12 protein-coding genes are annotated in these 16,940 nt (G+C 72.0%); 1 reads left to right on the forward strand and 11 read right to left on the reverse strand.

Annotated elements, in window-relative coordinates; all coding sequences use genetic code 11:
- Positions 1-53: 53 nt before the first annotated feature.
- From E4U92_RS07845 to E4U92_RS07860, 4 genes are all read right to left on the reverse strand, one after another.
- Positions 54-740, reverse strand: coding sequence for a response regulator transcription factor (locus E4U92_RS07845; RefSeq protein WP_137299567.1), 687 nt, complete (start codon positions 738-740; stop codon positions 54-56).
- On the reverse strand, positions 737-1,888 hold the full coding sequence (locus E4U92_RS07850; protein ID WP_137299568.1) for a sensor histidine kinase: 1,152 nt from the start codon (positions 1,886-1,888) through the stop codon (positions 737-739). Before E4U92_RS07850 ends, E4U92_RS07845 begins: the two co-directional genes overlap by 4 nt.
- Positions 1,885-2,412 (reverse strand): CcdC protein domain-containing protein, encoded by a 528-nt coding sequence (locus E4U92_RS07855; protein ID WP_137299569.1) that lies wholly within the window; start codon positions 2,410-2,412, stop codon positions 1,885-1,887. The genes E4U92_RS07850 and E4U92_RS07855 overlap by 4 nt, the downstream gene beginning before the upstream one ends.
- 213 nt (positions 2,413-2,625) lie before the next feature.
- Positions 2,626-4,749 carry a DNA gyrase/topoisomerase IV subunit B gene (locus E4U92_RS07860; RefSeq protein ID WP_137299570.1) on the reverse strand — a complete coding sequence of 708 codons (2,124 nt, stop codon included), beginning with the start codon at positions 4,747-4,749 and terminating at the stop codon, positions 2,626-2,628.
- A 443-nt stretch (positions 4,750-5,192) separates the two neighbouring features.
- On the opposite strand from E4U92_RS07860, the gene E4U92_RS07865 reads away from it, so the two are divergent.
- Entirely contained in the window at positions 5,193-5,423 is a 231-nt protein-coding gene (locus tag E4U92_RS07865) for a DUF7455 domain-containing protein (protein ID WP_137299571.1), read from the forward strand.
- A 114-nt stretch (positions 5,424-5,537) separates the two neighbouring features.
- Here E4U92_RS07865 and E4U92_RS07870 read toward each other — a convergent pair whose 3' ends face one another.
- The 7 genes from E4U92_RS07870 to E4U92_RS07900 form a co-directional block, all read right to left on the reverse strand.
- Positions 5,538-6,404 (reverse strand): serine protease, encoded by an 867-nt coding sequence (locus E4U92_RS07870; protein WP_137299572.1) that lies wholly within the window; start codon positions 6,402-6,404, stop codon positions 5,538-5,540.
- A 133-nt stretch (positions 6,405-6,537) separates the two neighbouring features.
- The gene (locus E4U92_RS07875; RefSeq protein WP_137299573.1) at positions 6,538-8,079 is read right to left on the reverse strand and encodes an RNA polymerase sigma factor; all 1,542 of its coding nucleotides are present in this window, start codon (positions 8,077-8,079) and stop codon (positions 6,538-6,540) included.
- Between the two features lie 432 nt (positions 8,080-8,511).
- Positions 8,512-9,399 carry a FadR/GntR family transcriptional regulator gene (locus tag E4U92_RS07880; protein WP_137299574.1) on the reverse strand — a complete coding sequence of 296 codons (888 nt, stop codon included), beginning with the start codon at positions 9,397-9,399 and terminating at the stop codon, positions 8,512-8,514.
- A 162-nt stretch (positions 9,400-9,561) separates the two neighbouring features.
- Positions 9,562-11,505, reverse strand: a complete 1,944-nt coding sequence (locus E4U92_RS07885; protein WP_137299575.1) for an ABC transporter ATP-binding protein — start codon at positions 11,503-11,505, stop codon at positions 9,562-9,564.
- A 235-nt stretch (positions 11,506-11,740) separates the two neighbouring features.
- Positions 11,741-12,499, reverse strand: a complete 759-nt coding sequence (locus E4U92_RS07890; RefSeq protein WP_137299576.1) for an NUDIX hydrolase — start codon at positions 12,497-12,499, stop codon at positions 11,741-11,743.
- Positions 12,500-12,639: 140 nt separating this feature from the next.
- On the reverse strand, positions 12,640-14,733 hold the full coding sequence (locus tag E4U92_RS07895) for a glycogen debranching N-terminal domain-containing protein (protein ID WP_137299577.1): 2,094 nt from the start codon (positions 14,731-14,733) through the stop codon (positions 12,640-12,642).
- Between the two features lie 286 nt (positions 14,734-15,019).
- Positions 15,020-16,798 carry a DUF4192 domain-containing protein gene (locus tag E4U92_RS07900; protein ID WP_229863364.1) on the reverse strand — a complete coding sequence of 593 codons (1,779 nt, stop codon included), beginning with the start codon at positions 16,796-16,798 and terminating at the stop codon, positions 15,020-15,022.
- Positions 16,799-16,940 lie beyond the last annotated feature (142 nt).

Consider the following 16,940-nt stretch of genomic DNA (forward strand, 5'->3'; position numbering starts at 1 on the left):
CCCCGCGCTCTTCACCCCATCAGGTGACCTTGCCAGAGCGGCCCTGTCGTGCGTCAGACCGCCGGTGGCCGCACCAGCCCCTTCCCGTACGCGTACCGCACGGCCTGGGCGCGGTCCTTGGTCCCGATCTTGGCGAACAGGTTGTTGATGTGGGTCTTCACGGTGGCCGTGGAGACGTGCAGCTTCTGGGCGATCTCGTGGTTGCTCAGCCCCTCGGCGATCAGCACCAGCACCTCGGCCTCCCGTGCGGTGAGCCCGTCCGGCGGTTCGGACGGAGGGGGCGGCGGCGCCGGCCCGGGTTCCGAGAGGCGCTCCAGCAGCCGTCGTTGGATGCTCGGCGACAGGCCCGCGTCCCCGGACAGCACGCTCTCCACCGCCCGCAGGATCTCCTCGCCCCCGGCGTCCTTGGTGAGGTAACCGCGCGCCCCGGCTCGCAGCGCGGGGAACAGCGAGTCGTCGTCGGCGAACGTGGTGAGCACCACGACCTGCGTACGCGGGTGCTCCGCCCGGATGCGCCGGGTGGCCTCCACGCCGTCGCACCGGGGCATGCGCAGATCCATCAGCACCACGTCGGGGTCGACCTCGGAGACGAGCCGCACCGCCTCCTCCCCGTCGCCGGCCGCACCGACCACCTCGATGCCCGGCAGCAGCCCCAGCAGCATCACGATGCCCTCACGGACGACCGTCTGATCGTCCGCGACGACGACCCGAGCGGGCCGCTTCATCGCCGCGTCGGTCATACCGGCACCCTCAACCTCACCGCGAACCCTTCGTCGTCCGGTCCGGCCTCCAGCGACCCGCCCAGCAGCTCGGCGCGCTCTCTCATCCCGAGCAGACCGTACCCGCCGCCGGCTCCCGCGAGTTCACCCGGCGCTCCGCCGGAGTCCCGGACGTCCAGCGTCACTTCGCCCGGCCCGTACTCCAGACGCACCCGCACCTCGGCACCCGGGGCGTGCTTGCGGACGTTCGTCAGCGCTTCCTGGGCGACCCTGCGCACCGCCTGCGACGCCTCGGCGGTCAGCGGTCTGCGCTCTCCCCCGATCGTCACCTCGGCCCGGGGTGCCGTGCTGACGAGCTGAGCCAGGAAGTCCTCCAGCGGCGTCAGTTCACCGCGCAGTGCGGACAACGCCTGCCGGGTCTCGTCCAGGCCGTCCCGGGCCATGCCCCGCGCCGCGACCACGCGCTCGAGGACCTGTTCGCGCTCCGCGCCCCGCTCGATCAGCAGCCGGGCCGCTTCCAGGTGCACCAGCTGTGCCGAGAGGCTGTGGGCCAGCACGTCGTGGATCTCCCGGGCGATGCGGGCCCGCTCCGCCAGGGCGGCCGATTCCGCTTCGGCGACGCGGGCCGCCCTCTCCTGGGCCAGCAGTCGCTGGGTGTGGCCGCGCGCCTCGGCGTCCAGCCGCAGGGTGTATCCGGCGAGCGCCATCCCGCCGGCGGTCACGGCCGCCGTGGGCCAGCTGTCGTTGTCGACCACCGCGAACGAGGCCAGCGCGAGCGCGGCGACCGGCAGGCCGGCCCCCAGCGGCAGCCGCTCCAGCGCGGTGATGGCGCATCCGCAGCACAGGACGAGCGCCGGTGAGCGGAAACCCAGGGCGTAGCCCCCTGCCGCCAGGCCCAGCAACAGGGTGACGAGGGCCAGTGAGGGCCACAGCCGGTGCTGGAGCGTCGTCCGGAAGAAGGCCCAGGCGAGGGCGCCCGCGAGGAGGACGCCCGCCACTCCGGCCAGCAGGCCCCAGCCGTGGGCCCGGCTGCTGTGGAAGGCGGCCGTGAGCAGGACGCCGAGGACGAGGAGCCGTACGGCCCAGGCGATCAGGCGCCGCGCCCGGGAGGTTCCCTCACGGCCGAGGGCTTCCCGGGAGGGCCAGCGGGCCAGGGCGTTGTCGGTCACACGCGCTCCTTCCGCAGTCGCGGAGACCGGGACACCTCGTCACCGTACGCCGTGGGACCGGCGGACATCTGCGTCCAGCGCGCCCGCTGGACGAGGATGCCGGAGCGCACCAGCAGGGTGGCCGCGAGGGCGATCATCAGCGCGGAGCTGCCCTGGTGGACGCCGAGGGTCGTGCCCAGCGCGAAGAGACCCACCCGCAGGGCTATGCCCACGAACCACACCACGGCGCTCGCCCTGGTGCTCTTGCTCCACACCGTGCCGTCCGGTTCGGCCCACAGCCGCGTGGTCCAGGCCCAGCCGGCTCCGATCGCGAGGCCGACCAGCAGTTCCGCGGCGAGCAGGGCGGTGGAGGCGGCCCGGTGGTGGGCGTCGAGCAGCCCCGGGCCGCGCAGCGCCACGACGACGAGGATCCCGGGCAGGAGCCACCACCGCCGGTCGGCGTCGACCCGGGCGGCACGGACCTGCCGTGCGATCACCAGGGCGGCCACGGCCACGATCACCAACGCATCGACGAGCCCGGACATCACTGCCTCCGTGAACGGGGAAGGGGAGCCGGCAGCGAGCGCTGCCGACGCCTTCGACGCTACGGATGTGCGGGGTTCCGGGGATCGGAGCAGGGGTGGATCACGGGTGGATCCAGCGCGGCCGCGGCTCTCCACCCACGGGTGGAGGCGGCCGCTCGGCCGGCCCGTGGCAGGGCCGGCCGGGCGTGCTGCGCCGGACGCCCGGCGCAGCCGTTACGCGTCGATCCGGGAGCGGTCCAGCGTCGCCGCCGAGCTGGAGATGAACTCCTTGCGCGGCGCCACGTCGTTGCCCATGAGCAGGTCGAACACCTGCTCGGCGGCTTCCAGGTCGGAGAGGTTGATGCGGCGCAGGGTGCGGTGGCGCGGGTCCATGGTCGTCTCGGCCAGCTGGTCGGCGTCCATCTCACCGAGACCCTTGTAGCGCTGGATGGAGTCCTTGTAGCGCACGCCCTTGCTCTGGAACTCCATGAGCTTGTCGCGCAGCTCGCGGTCCGAGTACGTGTAGACGTACTTGTCCTGGCCCTTCTTCGGCTGGACGATCTCGATGCGGTGCAGCGGCGGCACAGCGGCGAAGACCCGACCGGCCTCGACCATGGGCCGCATGTAGCGGTGGAACAGGGTCAGCAGCAGGGTGCGGATGTGGGAGCCGTCGACGTCGGCGTCGGTCATCATGATGATCTTGCCGTAGCGGGCGGCGTCGATGTCGAAGGTCCGCCCGGAGCCGGCCCCTATGACCTGGATGATCGCGCCGCACTCGGCGTTCTTGAGCATGTCGGTCACGGACGACTTCTGGACGTTGAGGATCTTGCCGCGGATCGGCAGGAGCGCCTGGAACTCGGAGTTCCGGGCGAGCTTCGCCGTGCCGAGCGCCGAGTCGCCCTCGACGATGAACAGCTCGCTGCGGTCGACGTCGTCGCTGCGGCAGTCGGCGAGCTTGGCGGGCAGCGAGGACGACTCCAGGGCCGTCTTGCGGCGCTGCGCGTCCTTGTGCTGGCGGGCCGCGATACGCGTGCGTGCGGCGGCGACCGCCTTCTCCATGACGACCCGGGCCTGGGCGGCGGCGTCGCGCTTGGTGGAGGTCAGGAACGCCTTGAGCTCCTTGGAGATCACGGTGTTCACGATCCGGCGGGCGGCCGAGGTGCCGAGGACCTCCTTGGTCTGCCCCTCGAACTGCGGCTCGGCGAGACGGACCGTGACGACGGCCGTGAGGCCCTCCAGGGCGTCGTCCTTGACGATATCGTCCTCGGCGACCCGCAGGAGCTTCTTGGCGCGCAGGACCTCGTTCATGGTCTTGGCGACGGCCTGCTCGAACCCGGCCACGTGGGTGCCGCCCTTGGGGGTGGCGATGATGTTCACGAACGACCGGAGGGTCGTGTCGTAGCCGGTGCCCCAGCGCAGGGCGACGTCGACGCCGAGTTCGCGGGTGACCTCCGTGGGGGTCATCTGGCCGTGCTCGTCGAGGACGGGGACGGTCTCCTTGAAGGTGCCCTGACCGGTGAAGCGGAGGACGTCGCAGACGGGCTTGTCGGTGGCCAGGTACTCGCAGAACTCGCTGATGCCGCCGTCGAAGCGGAAGGACTCCTCGCCCTTGCTGCCGCCCTCGCCGAGGCCGTACTCGTCACGCACGACGATCGTCAGGCCCGGCACCAGGAAGGCGGTCTGGCGGGCGCGCTGGTGCAGCGTCTCCAGGGAGAGCTTGGCGTCCTTGAGGAAGATCTGGCGGTCGGCCCAGTAGCGCACGCGCGTGCCGGTGCGGGTCTTGGCGATCCGCTTGGCCTTGCGCAGGCCGCTCCCGCTCTCGAACTTGCCGTCCGGGCCGTCGGCGGCGAACGCGCCGGGGACGCCGCGCCGGAAGCTGATCGCGTGCGTGTGCCCGGCCCGGTCCACCTCGACGTCCAGGCGGGCGGAGAGGGCGTTGACGACGGACGCGCCGACGCCGTGCAGGCCGCCGGAGGCCGCGTAGGAGCCGCCGCCGAACTTGCCGCCGGCGTGCAGCTTGGTCATGACGACCTCGACGCCGGACAGGCCGGTCTTGGGCTCGACGTCGACCGGGATGCCGCGGCCGTTGTCCCGGACCTCCACCGAGCCGTCGTCGTGGAGGATCACCTCGATGTGGTCGCAGTAGCCGCCGAGGGCCTCGTCGACGGAGTTGTCGATGATCTCCCACAGGCAGTGCATCAGGCCGCGGCTGTCGGTCGAGCCGATGTACATGCCCGGGCGCTTGCGTACGGCCTCGAGCCCCTCGAGGACGAGCAGGTGCCGCGCGGTGTAGTTGGAACCGTCCCGGTCTGCTCCTGTCAGGAGAGCTGTGGACGGCACGGACGTGTCGGCGGTCACGCGGTTCGCTCCTCGCTGAATTTCAGGTGGGGCCCTTCTGGGTAAGGGCACGGCTTCGGTCGCCGCCACGAGGGTACCGAGCCCTGGTAGAGCCGTTGTGACGCCACCCTCGCGGTGAAGTCAGCCTAGTCCAGGCTCGCATGCTTGTTCGATCCCTCGATGGGGTGAAGTACATATCACGTTCCCTTCGAGGCATGAACCATTTAGGCTCCGGGCACGTCCTCATGAACAAACCGGCAAGCCGGCCGGGAGGACCTGACCATGACCGACAGAGCGAAACCGTAAGCACCGCAGACACGCACTACGGCACATTCGCCGCCAGACCGGAAGCACCCAGCCACCACGAAAGAATTTTTTCGTGGAACGGCCACGAGCGGGAACGTTTGGGGCTGGTTGGATGTTGACCCTGGTACGACAGCTCGTCGAGCTAGAGAAGAGGCGACGTGACTACTGTTCTGACCCCCGCGAGCCAGCTGACGGCCGCTGACCGCTGCGACCGCTGCGGCGCCCAGGCATACCTGCGCGTCGTCCTGCTCAGTGGCGGAGAACTGCTCTTCTGCGCCCACCACGGTCGCAAGTTCGAGCCGGAACTCAAGAAGATCGCCGCTGAGATACAGGACGAGACCGAGCGCCTGACGGCCGTTCCCGACACCGCCTCCGAAGAAGAGCGCTGATCCTCGGCGTCCACGACGAGCCAGAACCGGCACAGGCCGGTCAGCAGGCGGCCGCCCCTCCTACCGAGGGGCGGCCGCCTGCGCTCGTGGCGCCGTAGAACGCGCTGAGCCGCCTCAGGGAGCCCCGTGGGCCGCCCGCGAGCCGCGGTCCCACCCCAGCGTCCGCAGCGCGTCGGACACGCGCGTGTAGACGCCCGGACTCCCCGCCCGCCCGCACCCGCTCCCCCACGACACCAGGCCCACCAGCCGCCCCTGGGCCACCAGCGGGCCCCCGCTGTCCCCCTGGCACGAGTCGACGCCGCCCCGCTCCTCCCCGGCACAGAGCATGCTGCCGGCGACGTAGCGGCCGTCGAAGTCACCCGGATAGGCCCTCTCGCACACGGCGTCCGCCAGCACGTGGACGGACGCGGCCCGCAGGCTGTGCGGGTAGGCGCCGGTCCCCGCGGTGTCGCCCCAGCCGTAGACCGTGGCCGCGGTACCCGCCGTGTACGCCGGATCGCCCGCCGGGGCCATCCGGATGACCGCCGACGCCGGCAGGGGCTCGCTGAGCGTCAGCACGGCGAAGTCACCGGACTTGGTGGAGGAGCGGTAGGCCGGATTGACCCAGACCTCGCGTACGGCGATCTCCTTGCCGTCGGTCGTGGACAGGTCCGTACGGCCGGTCACGACCTTCAGGTCCCGCGCCTTGCTCGCGGACGTGCCCAGGACGTCCCGGCCCATGCAGTGGGCCGCGGTGAGGACCGTCGTCAGACCGACGGCCACGCCCCCGCAGAACTGCCCCGACCGCGTACCTCCGAACTGGTCACGGCTGGACAGCGCGACCGTCCACGGACTCTGGGAGACGTCGACCGGGAAGCCGCCCACCACGACACCGCCGGGGGCCGCCTCCGCGGCGTGGGCGGCCGTCACCAGCGGTATCGCCATCACCGCGGCCGCCAGGGCCACCGGCCGGACCAGGGCCCGGACAAACGAACGACGCATGGATCCTCCTCACTCTGGGCTGACGACAGGACACCCAGAGTGATCCAGTACCGGCCGCGCCGCACGCGCGCCGACACGCCGAAGGCCCGGCTCCCGCGGGGGAACCGGGCCTTCGGCGTCGTGCGACGGTGACCTAGTCGAGGTAGTCGCGCAGCACCTGCGAACGCGACGGGTGGCGCAACTTCGACATGGTCTTCGACTCGATCTGGCGGATGCGCTCACGCGTCACGCCGTACACCTTGCCGATCTCGTCGAGGGTCTTCGGCTGACCGTCGGTGAGACCGAAACGCATGGAGACGACGCCCGCCTCGCGCTCGGACAGGGTGTCCAGCACGGAGTGGAGCTGCTCCTGCAGGAGGGTGAAGCTCACCGCGTCGGCCGGGACGACGGCCTCGGAGTCCTCGATGAGGTCACCGAACTCGCTGTCGCCGTCCTCGCCCAGCGGAGTGTGCAGGGAGATGGGCTCACGGCCGTACTTCTGGACCTCGATGACCTTCTCCGGGGTCATGTCGAGCTCCTTGGCCAGCTCCTCCGGGGTGGGCTCGCGGCCCAGGTCCTGGAGCATCTGGCGCTGCACGCGCGCGAGCTTGTTGATGACCTCGACCATGTGCACCGGGATACGGATGGTGCGGGCCTGGTCGGCCATCGCGCGGGTGATCGCCTGACGGATCCACCAGGTGGCGTACGTGGAGAACTTGTAGCCCTTGGTGTAGTCGAACTTCTCGACGGCGCGGATCAGACCGAGGTTGCCCTCCTGGATGAGGTCCAGGAAGAGCATGCCGCGGCCGGTGTAGCGCTTGGCCAGGGAGACGACCAGCCGGAGGTTGGCCTCCAGGAGGTGGTTCTTGGCGCGGCGCCCGTCCTCGGCGATGATCTCCAGCTCGCGCTTGAGCTTGGGGGCCAGCTTGTCGGCGTTGGACAGCTTGTCCTCGGCGAACAGACCGGCCTCGATGCGCTTGGCGAGCTCGACCTCCTGCTCGGCGTTGAGCAGCGGGACCTTGCCGATCTGCTTCAGGTAGTCCTTGACCGGGTCGGCGGTGGCGCCCGCGGCGGCGACCTGCTGGGCCGGCGCGTCGTCCTCGTCCTCGTCGGAGAGCACGAAGCCGGCGCTCTCGGCGCCCTCCGGCTCGTCACCGGGCTTGGCCTCCTCGAGGACCTCTTCCTCGATCAGCTCGACGTCGTCCTTCTTGGCCGCCGTCTTCTTGGCGGGCGCCGCCTTCTTGGCGACGGTCTTCTTCGCCGCCGCCTTCTTCGCGGTGGTCTTCTTGGCAGCCGCCTTCTTCTCGGTGGCGGCTTCCTCGGTGGCGGGGTCGTCGACGGCGGGAGCGGCCGGGGCGGCGGGCGTGGTGGCGGTGGCCTTCCTCGCGGTCACCGTCTTCGCCGCGACCGTCTTGGTGGCGGTGCGCTTGGCCGGACTCTTCGCTGCGACGCTCTTTCGGGTGCGCTTTGGCTCCGCGGCACTGACCATCAGCGTCACACCCTCTTCCTCGAGGATCTGGTTGAGGCTGCGCAGTACGTTCTTCCACTGAGTGGCCGGAATCTGGTCAGCTTCGAAGGCCCGACGCACATCGTCGCCGGCGATCTGCCCCTCAGCCTTTCCCCGCTCAATGAGCGCCATGACAGAGACGGACTCGGCGATCTCCGGCGGGAGCGTACGGGATGTGCTGGCCGACACGAACAACCTCTCGGAACGTTGGAAAACGGCTTCCGGCCCCGTCCACGACGGACAGGAGCCGACCACCGGCCTGGGGATGGGCCGACGGTGCGGGCGGGGGCCGGGAGATGCACAGCGCCTTGACCGGCGTCCGTATTCCCTCCGCGGCTGTCACCTCTTAGGTCATCGCATAGTTCCCGTGAGCGTTACGCCCAATCTTCGTGGCCCGAGTCACACCACGTAAGCGCTCAAAATCGGTCAGACACGGGCAGACAAGGTCGCCGGAGGGGGTGCGACGGACAGCCAGGGGTGCGCGTCGGCGGCTCGCACCGTCGGACCCCGCAGGGCCGCGGAGGCCTGCGGGGTCCGACGAAGGGGCGGGTCCGACGGTCGGAGGACGGCGCAACGAGGAGAGAAAGACGTCCCCGGCCGTACCGCCCGGGGTGCGCGGTTTCAGTGCTCGCGCGGCGCCGGCACCACGCGCTCGACCTCGGGGTGCACGGTGAGCAATTGGCGCATGGCCGTCTCGGCACCGGCGCCGTCGCCCGCCGCGAGGGCGTCGACGATCCGCAGGTGGTGCGTCAGCGACGCCTCGGTCGGCCGGTCGCAGCCGGTGACCGGCCCGCCGGAGACCTGCAGGGCGGCCGACACGATCCCGTGCAGGTGCTCCAGCATGCGGTTGCCCGCGACCTGGATGAGCAGCGTGTGGAACTCGGCATCGGCCCGTGCGTACGTCAGGGCGTCACCCTGGCCCATGGCGTGCCCCATGATCTCGACCATGTCACCCAGCCGCTGCTGGACGTCCTCACGTCCGTGCCCGGCGGCCAGGCGCGCGGCGAGCGGCTCGATGGTCCAGCGCAGCTCGCTCAGCTCGCGGCGCTGGTCGTCACGCTGCGGCCCGTAGGCGCGCCATTCGATGATGTCCGCATCCAGTAGGTTCCAGTCACTGACGGGACGCACGCGCGTCCCGACGTTCGGCCGCGCACTGACGAGGCCCTTGGCCTCCAGGACGCGCAGTGATTCACGGACGACGGTCCGGGAGACCTCGAACCGCTGTCCGATCTCCTCGGGGACGAGCGGACGGTCGGCGCCCAGGTCCCCCGAAACGATCATCTGGCCAAGCTGCTGCACGAGCTGGCCGTGCAGCCCGCGGCCGCGGCTGCCGGAGGCACGTCGGCCCACTCGGCCCAGCTCGGGTTCCGCGGCCTCCCAGGCGGCGGGTCCGACGCGCTCGGCGGAGGGGGCCTCGGCGTAGGGGTAGCGGTCGAGATCGCCCGGGCCTGCCAGACCGGAGTCGGTGGAGCGGGCGGCGGTCATCATGGTGTGCGCAAGGGTACTCACGCATCTTTTGTCGGCGTCGTCTCCAACTGCCTTGAGGTCTTTGGTGAAAAGCACACGAAAGGGTGATCGCTCACACCGTCGCAATTGACGCCTTATCGGAAAGAAATGGACGTTCTCCGGGGAGTTGCGCACAGTGCGGGCACGAACGGTCGATGCCGGTCGTCATCGCACCCGACTTCGCAGGGTGGTGAGCACATACGCGCACAGGAGGACCGTCAGCGACAACGTCAGCGCCCCGCCGACAGGTTGGGCGATCACCCTGGCCACCGCGGACAGATAGCGCTCACCGCCGAAGGGCCACTGGTACAGGAACACCTGGCGCATGCGCATCGGCAGCCCGGCGGCGCTCCGCACGGACGCCCCTTCCCATGCCTTGTGCACCACCGGTACGACCACGACCGGCACGGCCAGCACCGCCGCCAGCCCCGCCGTGGTGGACCGGAACACCCCGGCCGCCAGAACCCCCGCCCAGGCGCACCCCACCACCAGGCCGATCCAACTCGCCCCCATCGACAGCCACTCCCCGGGGACCTTCACGAACTCCCGTCCGTAGACGAGGTACAACACCTCGGCGTCACACCCCACCGTCACGAACGCCAGCATCAACGCCGTGGCCGCCGCGACGAGGAGCTTCGCGCTCAGCAGCCCCAGCCGCCGGGGCACGGTGCCACGGTCCGCCGCCAAGGCGGGGTGCCGGAACTCGTCCCCGAACGCCAACGCCCCCAGCAGCCCCGCACCCAGCGCGGCCGGCGGCAAGGGCAGCTCGGCCGGCCACGCGGCCAGCAACCGCTCCTGCGGCGTGTGACCGACGCGCGCGAGGAGCAGGGCCATGACGGCGGAGGTGAGCAGCACGGCCCCGGCGGTGAGGAACCCGGTGCTGATCCCGGCGGCGCGACGCAGTTCGTAGCGCAGGGGGCGAAGAGGGCTGGGGGCGGGACGGACGGCGATGGGAGGCGGGAGGTCGGGGAGGCGGACGGGTGAAGCCTGCGGGGCGGGGGCGGTCGGGGTGGCGGATTCGGGGTGCGGGGTGGGGCGGGGCAGGGAGAGGGGGGAGGGAGGGGAGACCACCGGGAGGGCGGTATCGCGGGACTTCTCGCCAGCAGGCTGATCACTGCCGCTCTCGCCCACCCGGCACAGGCGGTCGGCGCCGGCGACGCGCTCGATCGCAGGCTGCTCACTTTCGCTCATCGCCGCACCGGCCGACACTGTGAGGGCGACATCTGCTGTGTCAGGCCCCATGTCCCCCACCTCGTCCGCGAGTTGGTGCACCAGTACGCCGTGCCGGAACGCCGTCTCGCCGACATGGGCGCAGCTACTGCCGTACACGGAGAGCCGGTTGCCGCTGTCCTGGACGACCTGGACGGAACGCTGCGCCGCCCGGGCCTCCTTGGTGAGGAGGGCGGCGAGACGGGCGGCGTGGGGTGTGCGGACGACGACGCGGGGGCGCAGGCGGGTCCGGGCGAAGCCTTGGGCGTCCTGGTCGGCAACGACTCGGCCCTGTTCCAGGGTGATGACGTGATCGGCCGTGCGTGCGGCCTCCTTGGGGTCGTCCATGGTGAGCAGGACCGTGCCGCCCTGGGCGGCGTGGGCCTTGAGCATGTCGTAGAGCCAGCGGGCCTCCCGGGCGGAGAGCCCGTCGCCGGGGGCGTCGAGGACGAGGGCGTGGGGGCCGGGCAGGAGGGCGCAGGCCAGACCGAGTCTGCGGTCCATGCCACGCGAGAGGGTGCCGAGGCGCTCCTCGCGCAGGCTGACGAGGCCTACGGCTTCGAGGACTTCGTCGGCTCGCCGCACGGACACTCCGGCCGCCGCGCACAGCATGCGCAGGTGACCGCGCACCGTACGACCGGGGTGGCCGGGCACGTCGCCTAGGAGGACACCGACCTCGTGCGAGGGATGCGGGACGTGGTGCAGGGGGCGGCCTCTGAATTGGGTGATGCCTCTGCCCTGTTGGAGTTGGAGCATGAGTCTGAGAACCGTGGTCTTGCCCGCGCCCTGGGGCCCGAGGAGCGCGGTGACATGGCCCGCGCGCGCCTCGAACGAAACGTCGTCGACGGCGGGCGGAAGGTCCTTGCGGGGGACGCTGGTCAGTCCGAAGGCCTGGATCACCCGTAGCAAGATAGCGCCCTATGCCCGTTTTGTCGGGAACCTAGCGGTGGGGTCGACCCGCTGGGTCGACGAGCAAGCTCCTGTGGCGTGGCGTGGCGTGGCGTGGCAGGGCATGGCATGGCGGGCATGCCGACGTGACGCCGCACCCATGTGGTGGACGTGTCCCGACCCCTCCGTGAAGGCGAGCAGGGCCGTACGCCACGACCGGCGCGACCGCCCCGTCATCGGGCCGCTCTCAGACCTCCGGCCGCAGCATCGGCGGGTTGAGGAGGGTGGCCCCGCCGGCGCGGAAGAGCTGAGCGGGGCGTCCGCCCTGGCGGGTGGTGGTGCCGCCGGTCGGGACCAGGAAGCCCGGGGTGCCCGTCACTTTGCGGTGGAAGTTGCGGGGATCCAGCGCCACGCCCCAGACGGCTTCGTAGACCCGGCGCAGCTCGCCCACGGTGAACTCGGGCGGGCAGAAGGCCGTGGCCAGCGACGAGTACTCGATCTTGGACCGAGCGCGTTCCACGCCGTCGGCGAGGATCTGGGCGTGGTCGAAGGCGAGAGGAGCCATGGGCTCGTCCTCGCGGCCGTAGCCGCCTTGCTGGAGGAGTTCCTCGACCGGCGCCCAGCGGGCGTTGCTCGCGTCGCCGCCGGCGCGGGGCGCGGGGAGATCGGGGGCGAGCGCGAGGTGGGCCACGCTGACCACCCGCATCCGGGGATCCCGCTTGGGGTCACCGTAGGTCGCGAGCTGTTCGAGGTGGGCACCGTTGTCCTGGACCGGGACGGAGGCGTCGTGGGCGTGCAGCCCGGTCTCCTCGGCCAGCTCACGCGCCGCCGCCTGGGCCAGGTCCTCGTCGGCCCGCACGAAGCCGCCGGGGAGCGCCCACCGCCCCTGGAACGGCGATTCGCCCCTGCGGACCGCCAACGCGCACAGGGCATGGCGGCGTACGGTCAGCACGACCAGGTCCACGGTGACAGCGAAGGGCGGAAAGGCTGACGGGTCGTAGGACATGCCGCGATCATAGTCGTCTGCCTGACGATAAACACTCCCTTCGTCGGTCCCGTCGGTGACTGATCCCCGGCGGTCGGCGTCGGTCGGCGCAGTCCGGCTCCCAGGCGTCACCCATGTCGCATATTCACCGTTGTGCGAGGTCAGGAGCCCAGTTGCAGTCCTTCGGCCGCCTCCTCGACCATCGCGAGGCCGAGCCGGCTGACCCGTACCGAGAAGGGGGCGCCCGCGACGCGGAGTCCGGTGAGGACGAGCTCGCCGAGCGGTGCGTTGCGTACGGGGCGGAGGGTCACGGTGCCGGCGGGGGCGTCTGGGCGGATGCCGACGAGGGCGGTCAGCAGCAGGATGCCGGCGGCCGCCGCGGTGGCGGTGGGGCGGCAGGCCGCCGGGTGGGGCGGCGGGGCGCCGCCGTCGGTGCGCTGCTGCCCCGCGTACATCTCCGGCAGGCGGTACCCGAAAATCTCGGCTGCGGCCAGGAGGCCGTTGATCAGGGACGATGCCTGCGCCTCGTACCCGGCCGCGATGAGTCCCGCTGCGGCGAGTGCTGTCTCGTGGACGCGCACGGCTCCGCTGCGGTGGCCGAAGGGGTTGTATCCCGGCTCCTTGGTGCCGAGGGAGCGCAGCCCCCAGCCGGAGTCCATCGACGGGCCGTCCAGCAGCCGGGCGAGGTGTTCCGTCTGTGTCTTGTCCAGGAGTCCCGGTGCGAAGTGCCCTGCGCCGAGGAGACCGGTGTCGAGGAGGTGGACCAGGCCCGCGCCGAGGTGAGTCAGGTGTCGTCCGTCCGGGAGGCGCGCGACCGCGGGGCGACCGCCGCCGGGGGCGTCGATCCAGAAATCCCGGCGGAACGCGACGCCGAGCGTGTCCGCCCACTGCCGCAGTCCGGCGCCGTCCGGTCGCCCGCAGGCGTCGAGGAGGTCGGCGCCGAGGAGGGCGGCTCGGTGGGCGTGTGCCTGGGTCTCGCAGCGCACGGGTCCGCCGGGCTGCGGGTCGGGCAGGTAGGTGCCGTCGCCGACGGCTTCCCTGAGCCAGGTCAGGCAGCGCTCGGCGGCCGGCAGCAACTCGTCCGTCTCGGCTTCGGGGAGTCCCCAGCGGCGCGCCTCGGCGAGGAGGACGGGGAAGAGCAGCGTGGCTTCCGTCGCGGTGCAGCCGGGAGGCAGATGGGGGCCGGCGTCCCGGCGGGGACCGGGGATCATGCCGTACTGGGGTCCCGGGGCGGTGAGTTGGGTGCGGGCGAGGATGCGGAGGGTGCCGACGGCCAGGCGGGTGCCGAGCGGCAGGGTCATGCGGGCCGCGGCGAGCGCCTCGGCCGGGGCGAGGCCGCAGCGCCAGGGCGCGCCGGCCGCGAGGTGCATGTCGGCGGGCCGGGCGGGGTCGCGAACCAGCAGGGCTTGCAGGTCCTCGACGCTGGTCCGCAGCAGTGCCTGAGCGCGGGGGTCGTCGCCGCTGGCGTGTGCGGGCGCCAGGAGGTTAGTCGTCGCGCGACCGGCGGGACGAACGGGACCGCTCCCGTCCAGGCGCACTCGCAGCTCCACTGCCACGCTGCCGCCCGGGGGCAGGTCGAGTTCCCAGCGCAGCATCCCCGCGGAAGCGAGGGCGTCCGCGGGCGGTGGATCAGCGGTCACGGACACCGACGCGGAACGACCGGACCAGCGCAGGCCGGCGTCGCGGACGCCGGCGGGCAGGTCGCGGCCCGCGGTTCCTGAGGCGATCGCGCTCAGGTCGGCGAGATCCGTCCCGAGGGTGATCTCGACGGGGACGCGTAAGGGGTGTGCCGCCGCGCTGCGCAGGATGATGCTCTCCGTGCCGTCCGCTGAACGGGTCCGCTCGACGACGACGTCCGGGTCGGGGCCGCCGTGCGGTGCCGCGCGCAGGGTGCCGGTGAAGCGGGCTCGGTCGGCCGAGAGCATCCGGGCCTGGACGGGAAGCGGCTCCCGTCCGGCGACGCGCAGGTGGCAGCGGGAGAGCAGGCGTCGGCCCGCCCGGTAGAAACCCTCCAGGCCCCGGCCGGCGAGCTGTCCGTCCGCGGTGGAGAGGGTCAGCCCGGGCAGGGCGACGCAGATCAGGGCGTCGTGTGCGGGGGGCAGGTCCCTCGGCCTGCGGGGCGTGACGGGTGAGGAGGGTGTGGGTGCTCTGGGCGCCGGTGCGGGAGGCGGTGCACCGGCGGCGGACCGGAGGGGAGGCACAGGCCGTTCAGCGGTGCGGCAGTGGTCGGCGGAGGGGGGCGTCGGCTGATGCATGCGCTGGTTTCTTCCGCTCTCTGTGAATCCGGGCGTGTTCGACGGCAGGCAGGCATTCCGGTTGGACGACGGGCGGGGTGGCGGGACGCCCCGCACGGGCACTCCGCCACTCAGGTGAACGGGGCGGGTCTCCCCCAGGTCACGCCCGGCGCCGGGTGAGCCCACCGAACGGCGGCAGGTGATCCGGTGTCCGGCTGGGTGCCGTCGCCTCACCCGTCCGGCGGACGGTGGGCCGGTGTCCGCCTCACCCGTCCGGCGGACGGTGGGCCGGTGTCCGCCTCACGCGTTACCTGAGTTCGTCGCCGGTGGCGGAGTCGCCTTCCGGGGTGCCTCCGTCCCCACGGACGGCGTTGACTTCCTGGGCCTCCACACGGTCCGCGCGTCGCCGTGACGCCGTCGGCTTCCCCGGCGTACGGGGGCCGGTGCTGCCCCGGCCGGGCAGGCCGGGCCGGGTGCTGTCCGACGCCGACGTGCGCGAGCGGCGGCCCGACGGGCTCGACACCTCTCCCTGGTCTGTCGCGGTGAGCGGTGAGGTACCGGAGCGGGTGCGGCGACGGTGCCGTTGTTCCGGCACGTGCGGGGAGAGGCTTCCCGGTCCGAGAGCTGCCGGGTTGGCAGAGTGGGCCGAGGGCGTGGTGACGTCGGGAGCATCGCCCGCTGCTCCCCCGCGTTCTGCCCTTCCCGGCCCCGCCGTGCGTCCGCCGCGCTCGGCGCGCAGGCAGCGGCGGACCGACTCGGGATTCAGGCCCTCGTTGCATGCCTGGTGCAGCAGACGGGCGAAGAGGTAGTCGGGGTCCGCTCCGAGTGCCATGGCGAGGGCTTCCCTGGCTTCGAGTTCGTCGCCGGTGGACCAGGCGACCCAACCGGCGAGTGTGAGGGGTGCTGCGGCGTGTTCCGCGTAGGGGCCGACGCAGCGGCGGGCCAGTGCGCGCCAGAGGCGGAGGGCGGGGCCGGCTTCGTCGCCCTCCATCCACTCGGCCGCCCGGTCGCGGGTGGTGCGGTCCTGCAGGCCGAGGATCAGGGCGGCGGCCTCGTCGGCGCGGAGCAGGTCGTCGTCGTGCCGGTCCGCTGCGGCGGAGGTGGGGACGGGTGCCGTGGCGGCGAGGCGCTGCATGAGTCGTTCGGCCAGCTCGATCGTCTCGTCGGCCACCTCTGCGCGGCCGTTCTCGTCGAAGATCCGGGGGACGAGAGACATGCCCGCGGTGTCGAGCGCGATTTCCTGCTCGACCGCCACGGCGGTCTCCAGGGGCATCAGCCGGGCCCTCAGCTCGCGCAGGGTCCCGCGTACCTGGATTCCGGCGTAGGCGGCGGCCGCGGCCAGGACCGAGGTGCCGGGCAGGCCCATGGGTTCACCTTCGTCGGGGCAACAGCCCTGCCCTCCGCAGCAGTAGGACCAGAAGCGGCCGTCGGAAATGCACAGCGCCTCGATCACGGGCACGTCGAGACGGCCGCAGGCCACGCGCAACTGGTGGGCGAGCGGCTGCAGCCGTTCCATGACGCTCCGGCCGGTCTCGCCCTTGGCGGGTTCCTGGCAGAGGTAGGCGACGATCTGCTCGGGGCGTGCTCCTCGCCGTTCACTGCCCGTCACCAGCCCGTGGGCCAGTTGCTGCGCCACCGCGGCCCAGTCGTCGGAGCTGGTGGGGATGCCGAGGCGGGCTCGGCCGCCGAACCGCCCGCGGCCGCCCCTGTCGTGCAGGCTGACCAGGATGATGCTGTCCTCGGGCCGGTATCCCAGGAGGTAGGGCAGGGCGTCGGCCAGTTCGGCGGGGGTGCGCAGGGTGACCTGGTGGACACCGAGGTCTCCGTCGTAGGTGGTGCGACCGTGGGGCGCGTAGGCGGGTCCGCCTTGGTACGAGACGTCGTCCGGGGCGGGAGGCGTGGGGCTGTCGCGCGGGACGGCTTCGCCCGCCGAGCCGAGTTCGGCGGGACCGGTCGCTGCCGAGGAGCCCGGCGCTCCGACCGATCCGCCCCTACCAGCAGCCCACTCGACAGGCCCAGCCTCCCCTGCTGCTCCGCGCGGGTCGTCGTTGTCGAAGGATCCGGTGATCTCGTCGTGGTTCGTCATGCGCCGACGATCCCGCGGATCACGAAGTCCCGTGTGAGCCTGTGGACAAGTCAGAGCAGGGACACGTCAGAACATGACGTCTCCGCTGGTCAGAGCGATGTGGATAGTCACATATACCCCCGCCGGGTGCCCGGGCCGCCTC

The sequence above is a fragment of the Streptomyces galbus genome, assembly GCF_005280195.1.
Taxonomy (GTDB): domain Bacteria; phylum Actinomycetota; class Actinomycetes; order Streptomycetales; family Streptomycetaceae; genus Streptomyces; species Streptomyces galbus.

What these genes read in the sequence shown, in the direction of transcription:
- E4U92_RS07890 (WP_137299576.1), bottom strand. Translation starts at nt 12,499, where the DNA reads ATGTCCTACGACCCGTCAGCCTTTCCGCCCTTCGCTGTCACCGTGGAC.
- E4U92_RS07900 (WP_229863364.1), bottom strand. Translation starts at nt 16,798, where the DNA reads ATGACGAACCACGACGAGATCACCGGATCCTTCGACAACGACGACCCG.
- E4U92_RS07855 (WP_137299569.1), bottom strand. Translation starts at nt 2,412, where the DNA reads ATGTCCGGGCTCGTCGATGCGTTGGTGATCGTGGCCGTGGCCGCCCTG.
- E4U92_RS07895 (WP_137299577.1), bottom strand. Translation starts at nt 14,733, where the DNA reads ATGCATCAGCCGACGCCCCCCTCCGCCGACCACTGCCGCACCGCTGAA.
- E4U92_RS07870 (WP_137299572.1), bottom strand. Translation starts at nt 6,404, where the DNA reads ATGCGTCGTTCGTTTGTCCGGGCCCTGGTCCGGCCGGTGGCCCTGGCG.
- E4U92_RS07845 (WP_137299567.1), bottom strand. Translation starts at nt 740, where the DNA reads ATGACCGACGCGGCGATGAAGCGGCCCGCTCGGGTCGTCGTCGCGGAC.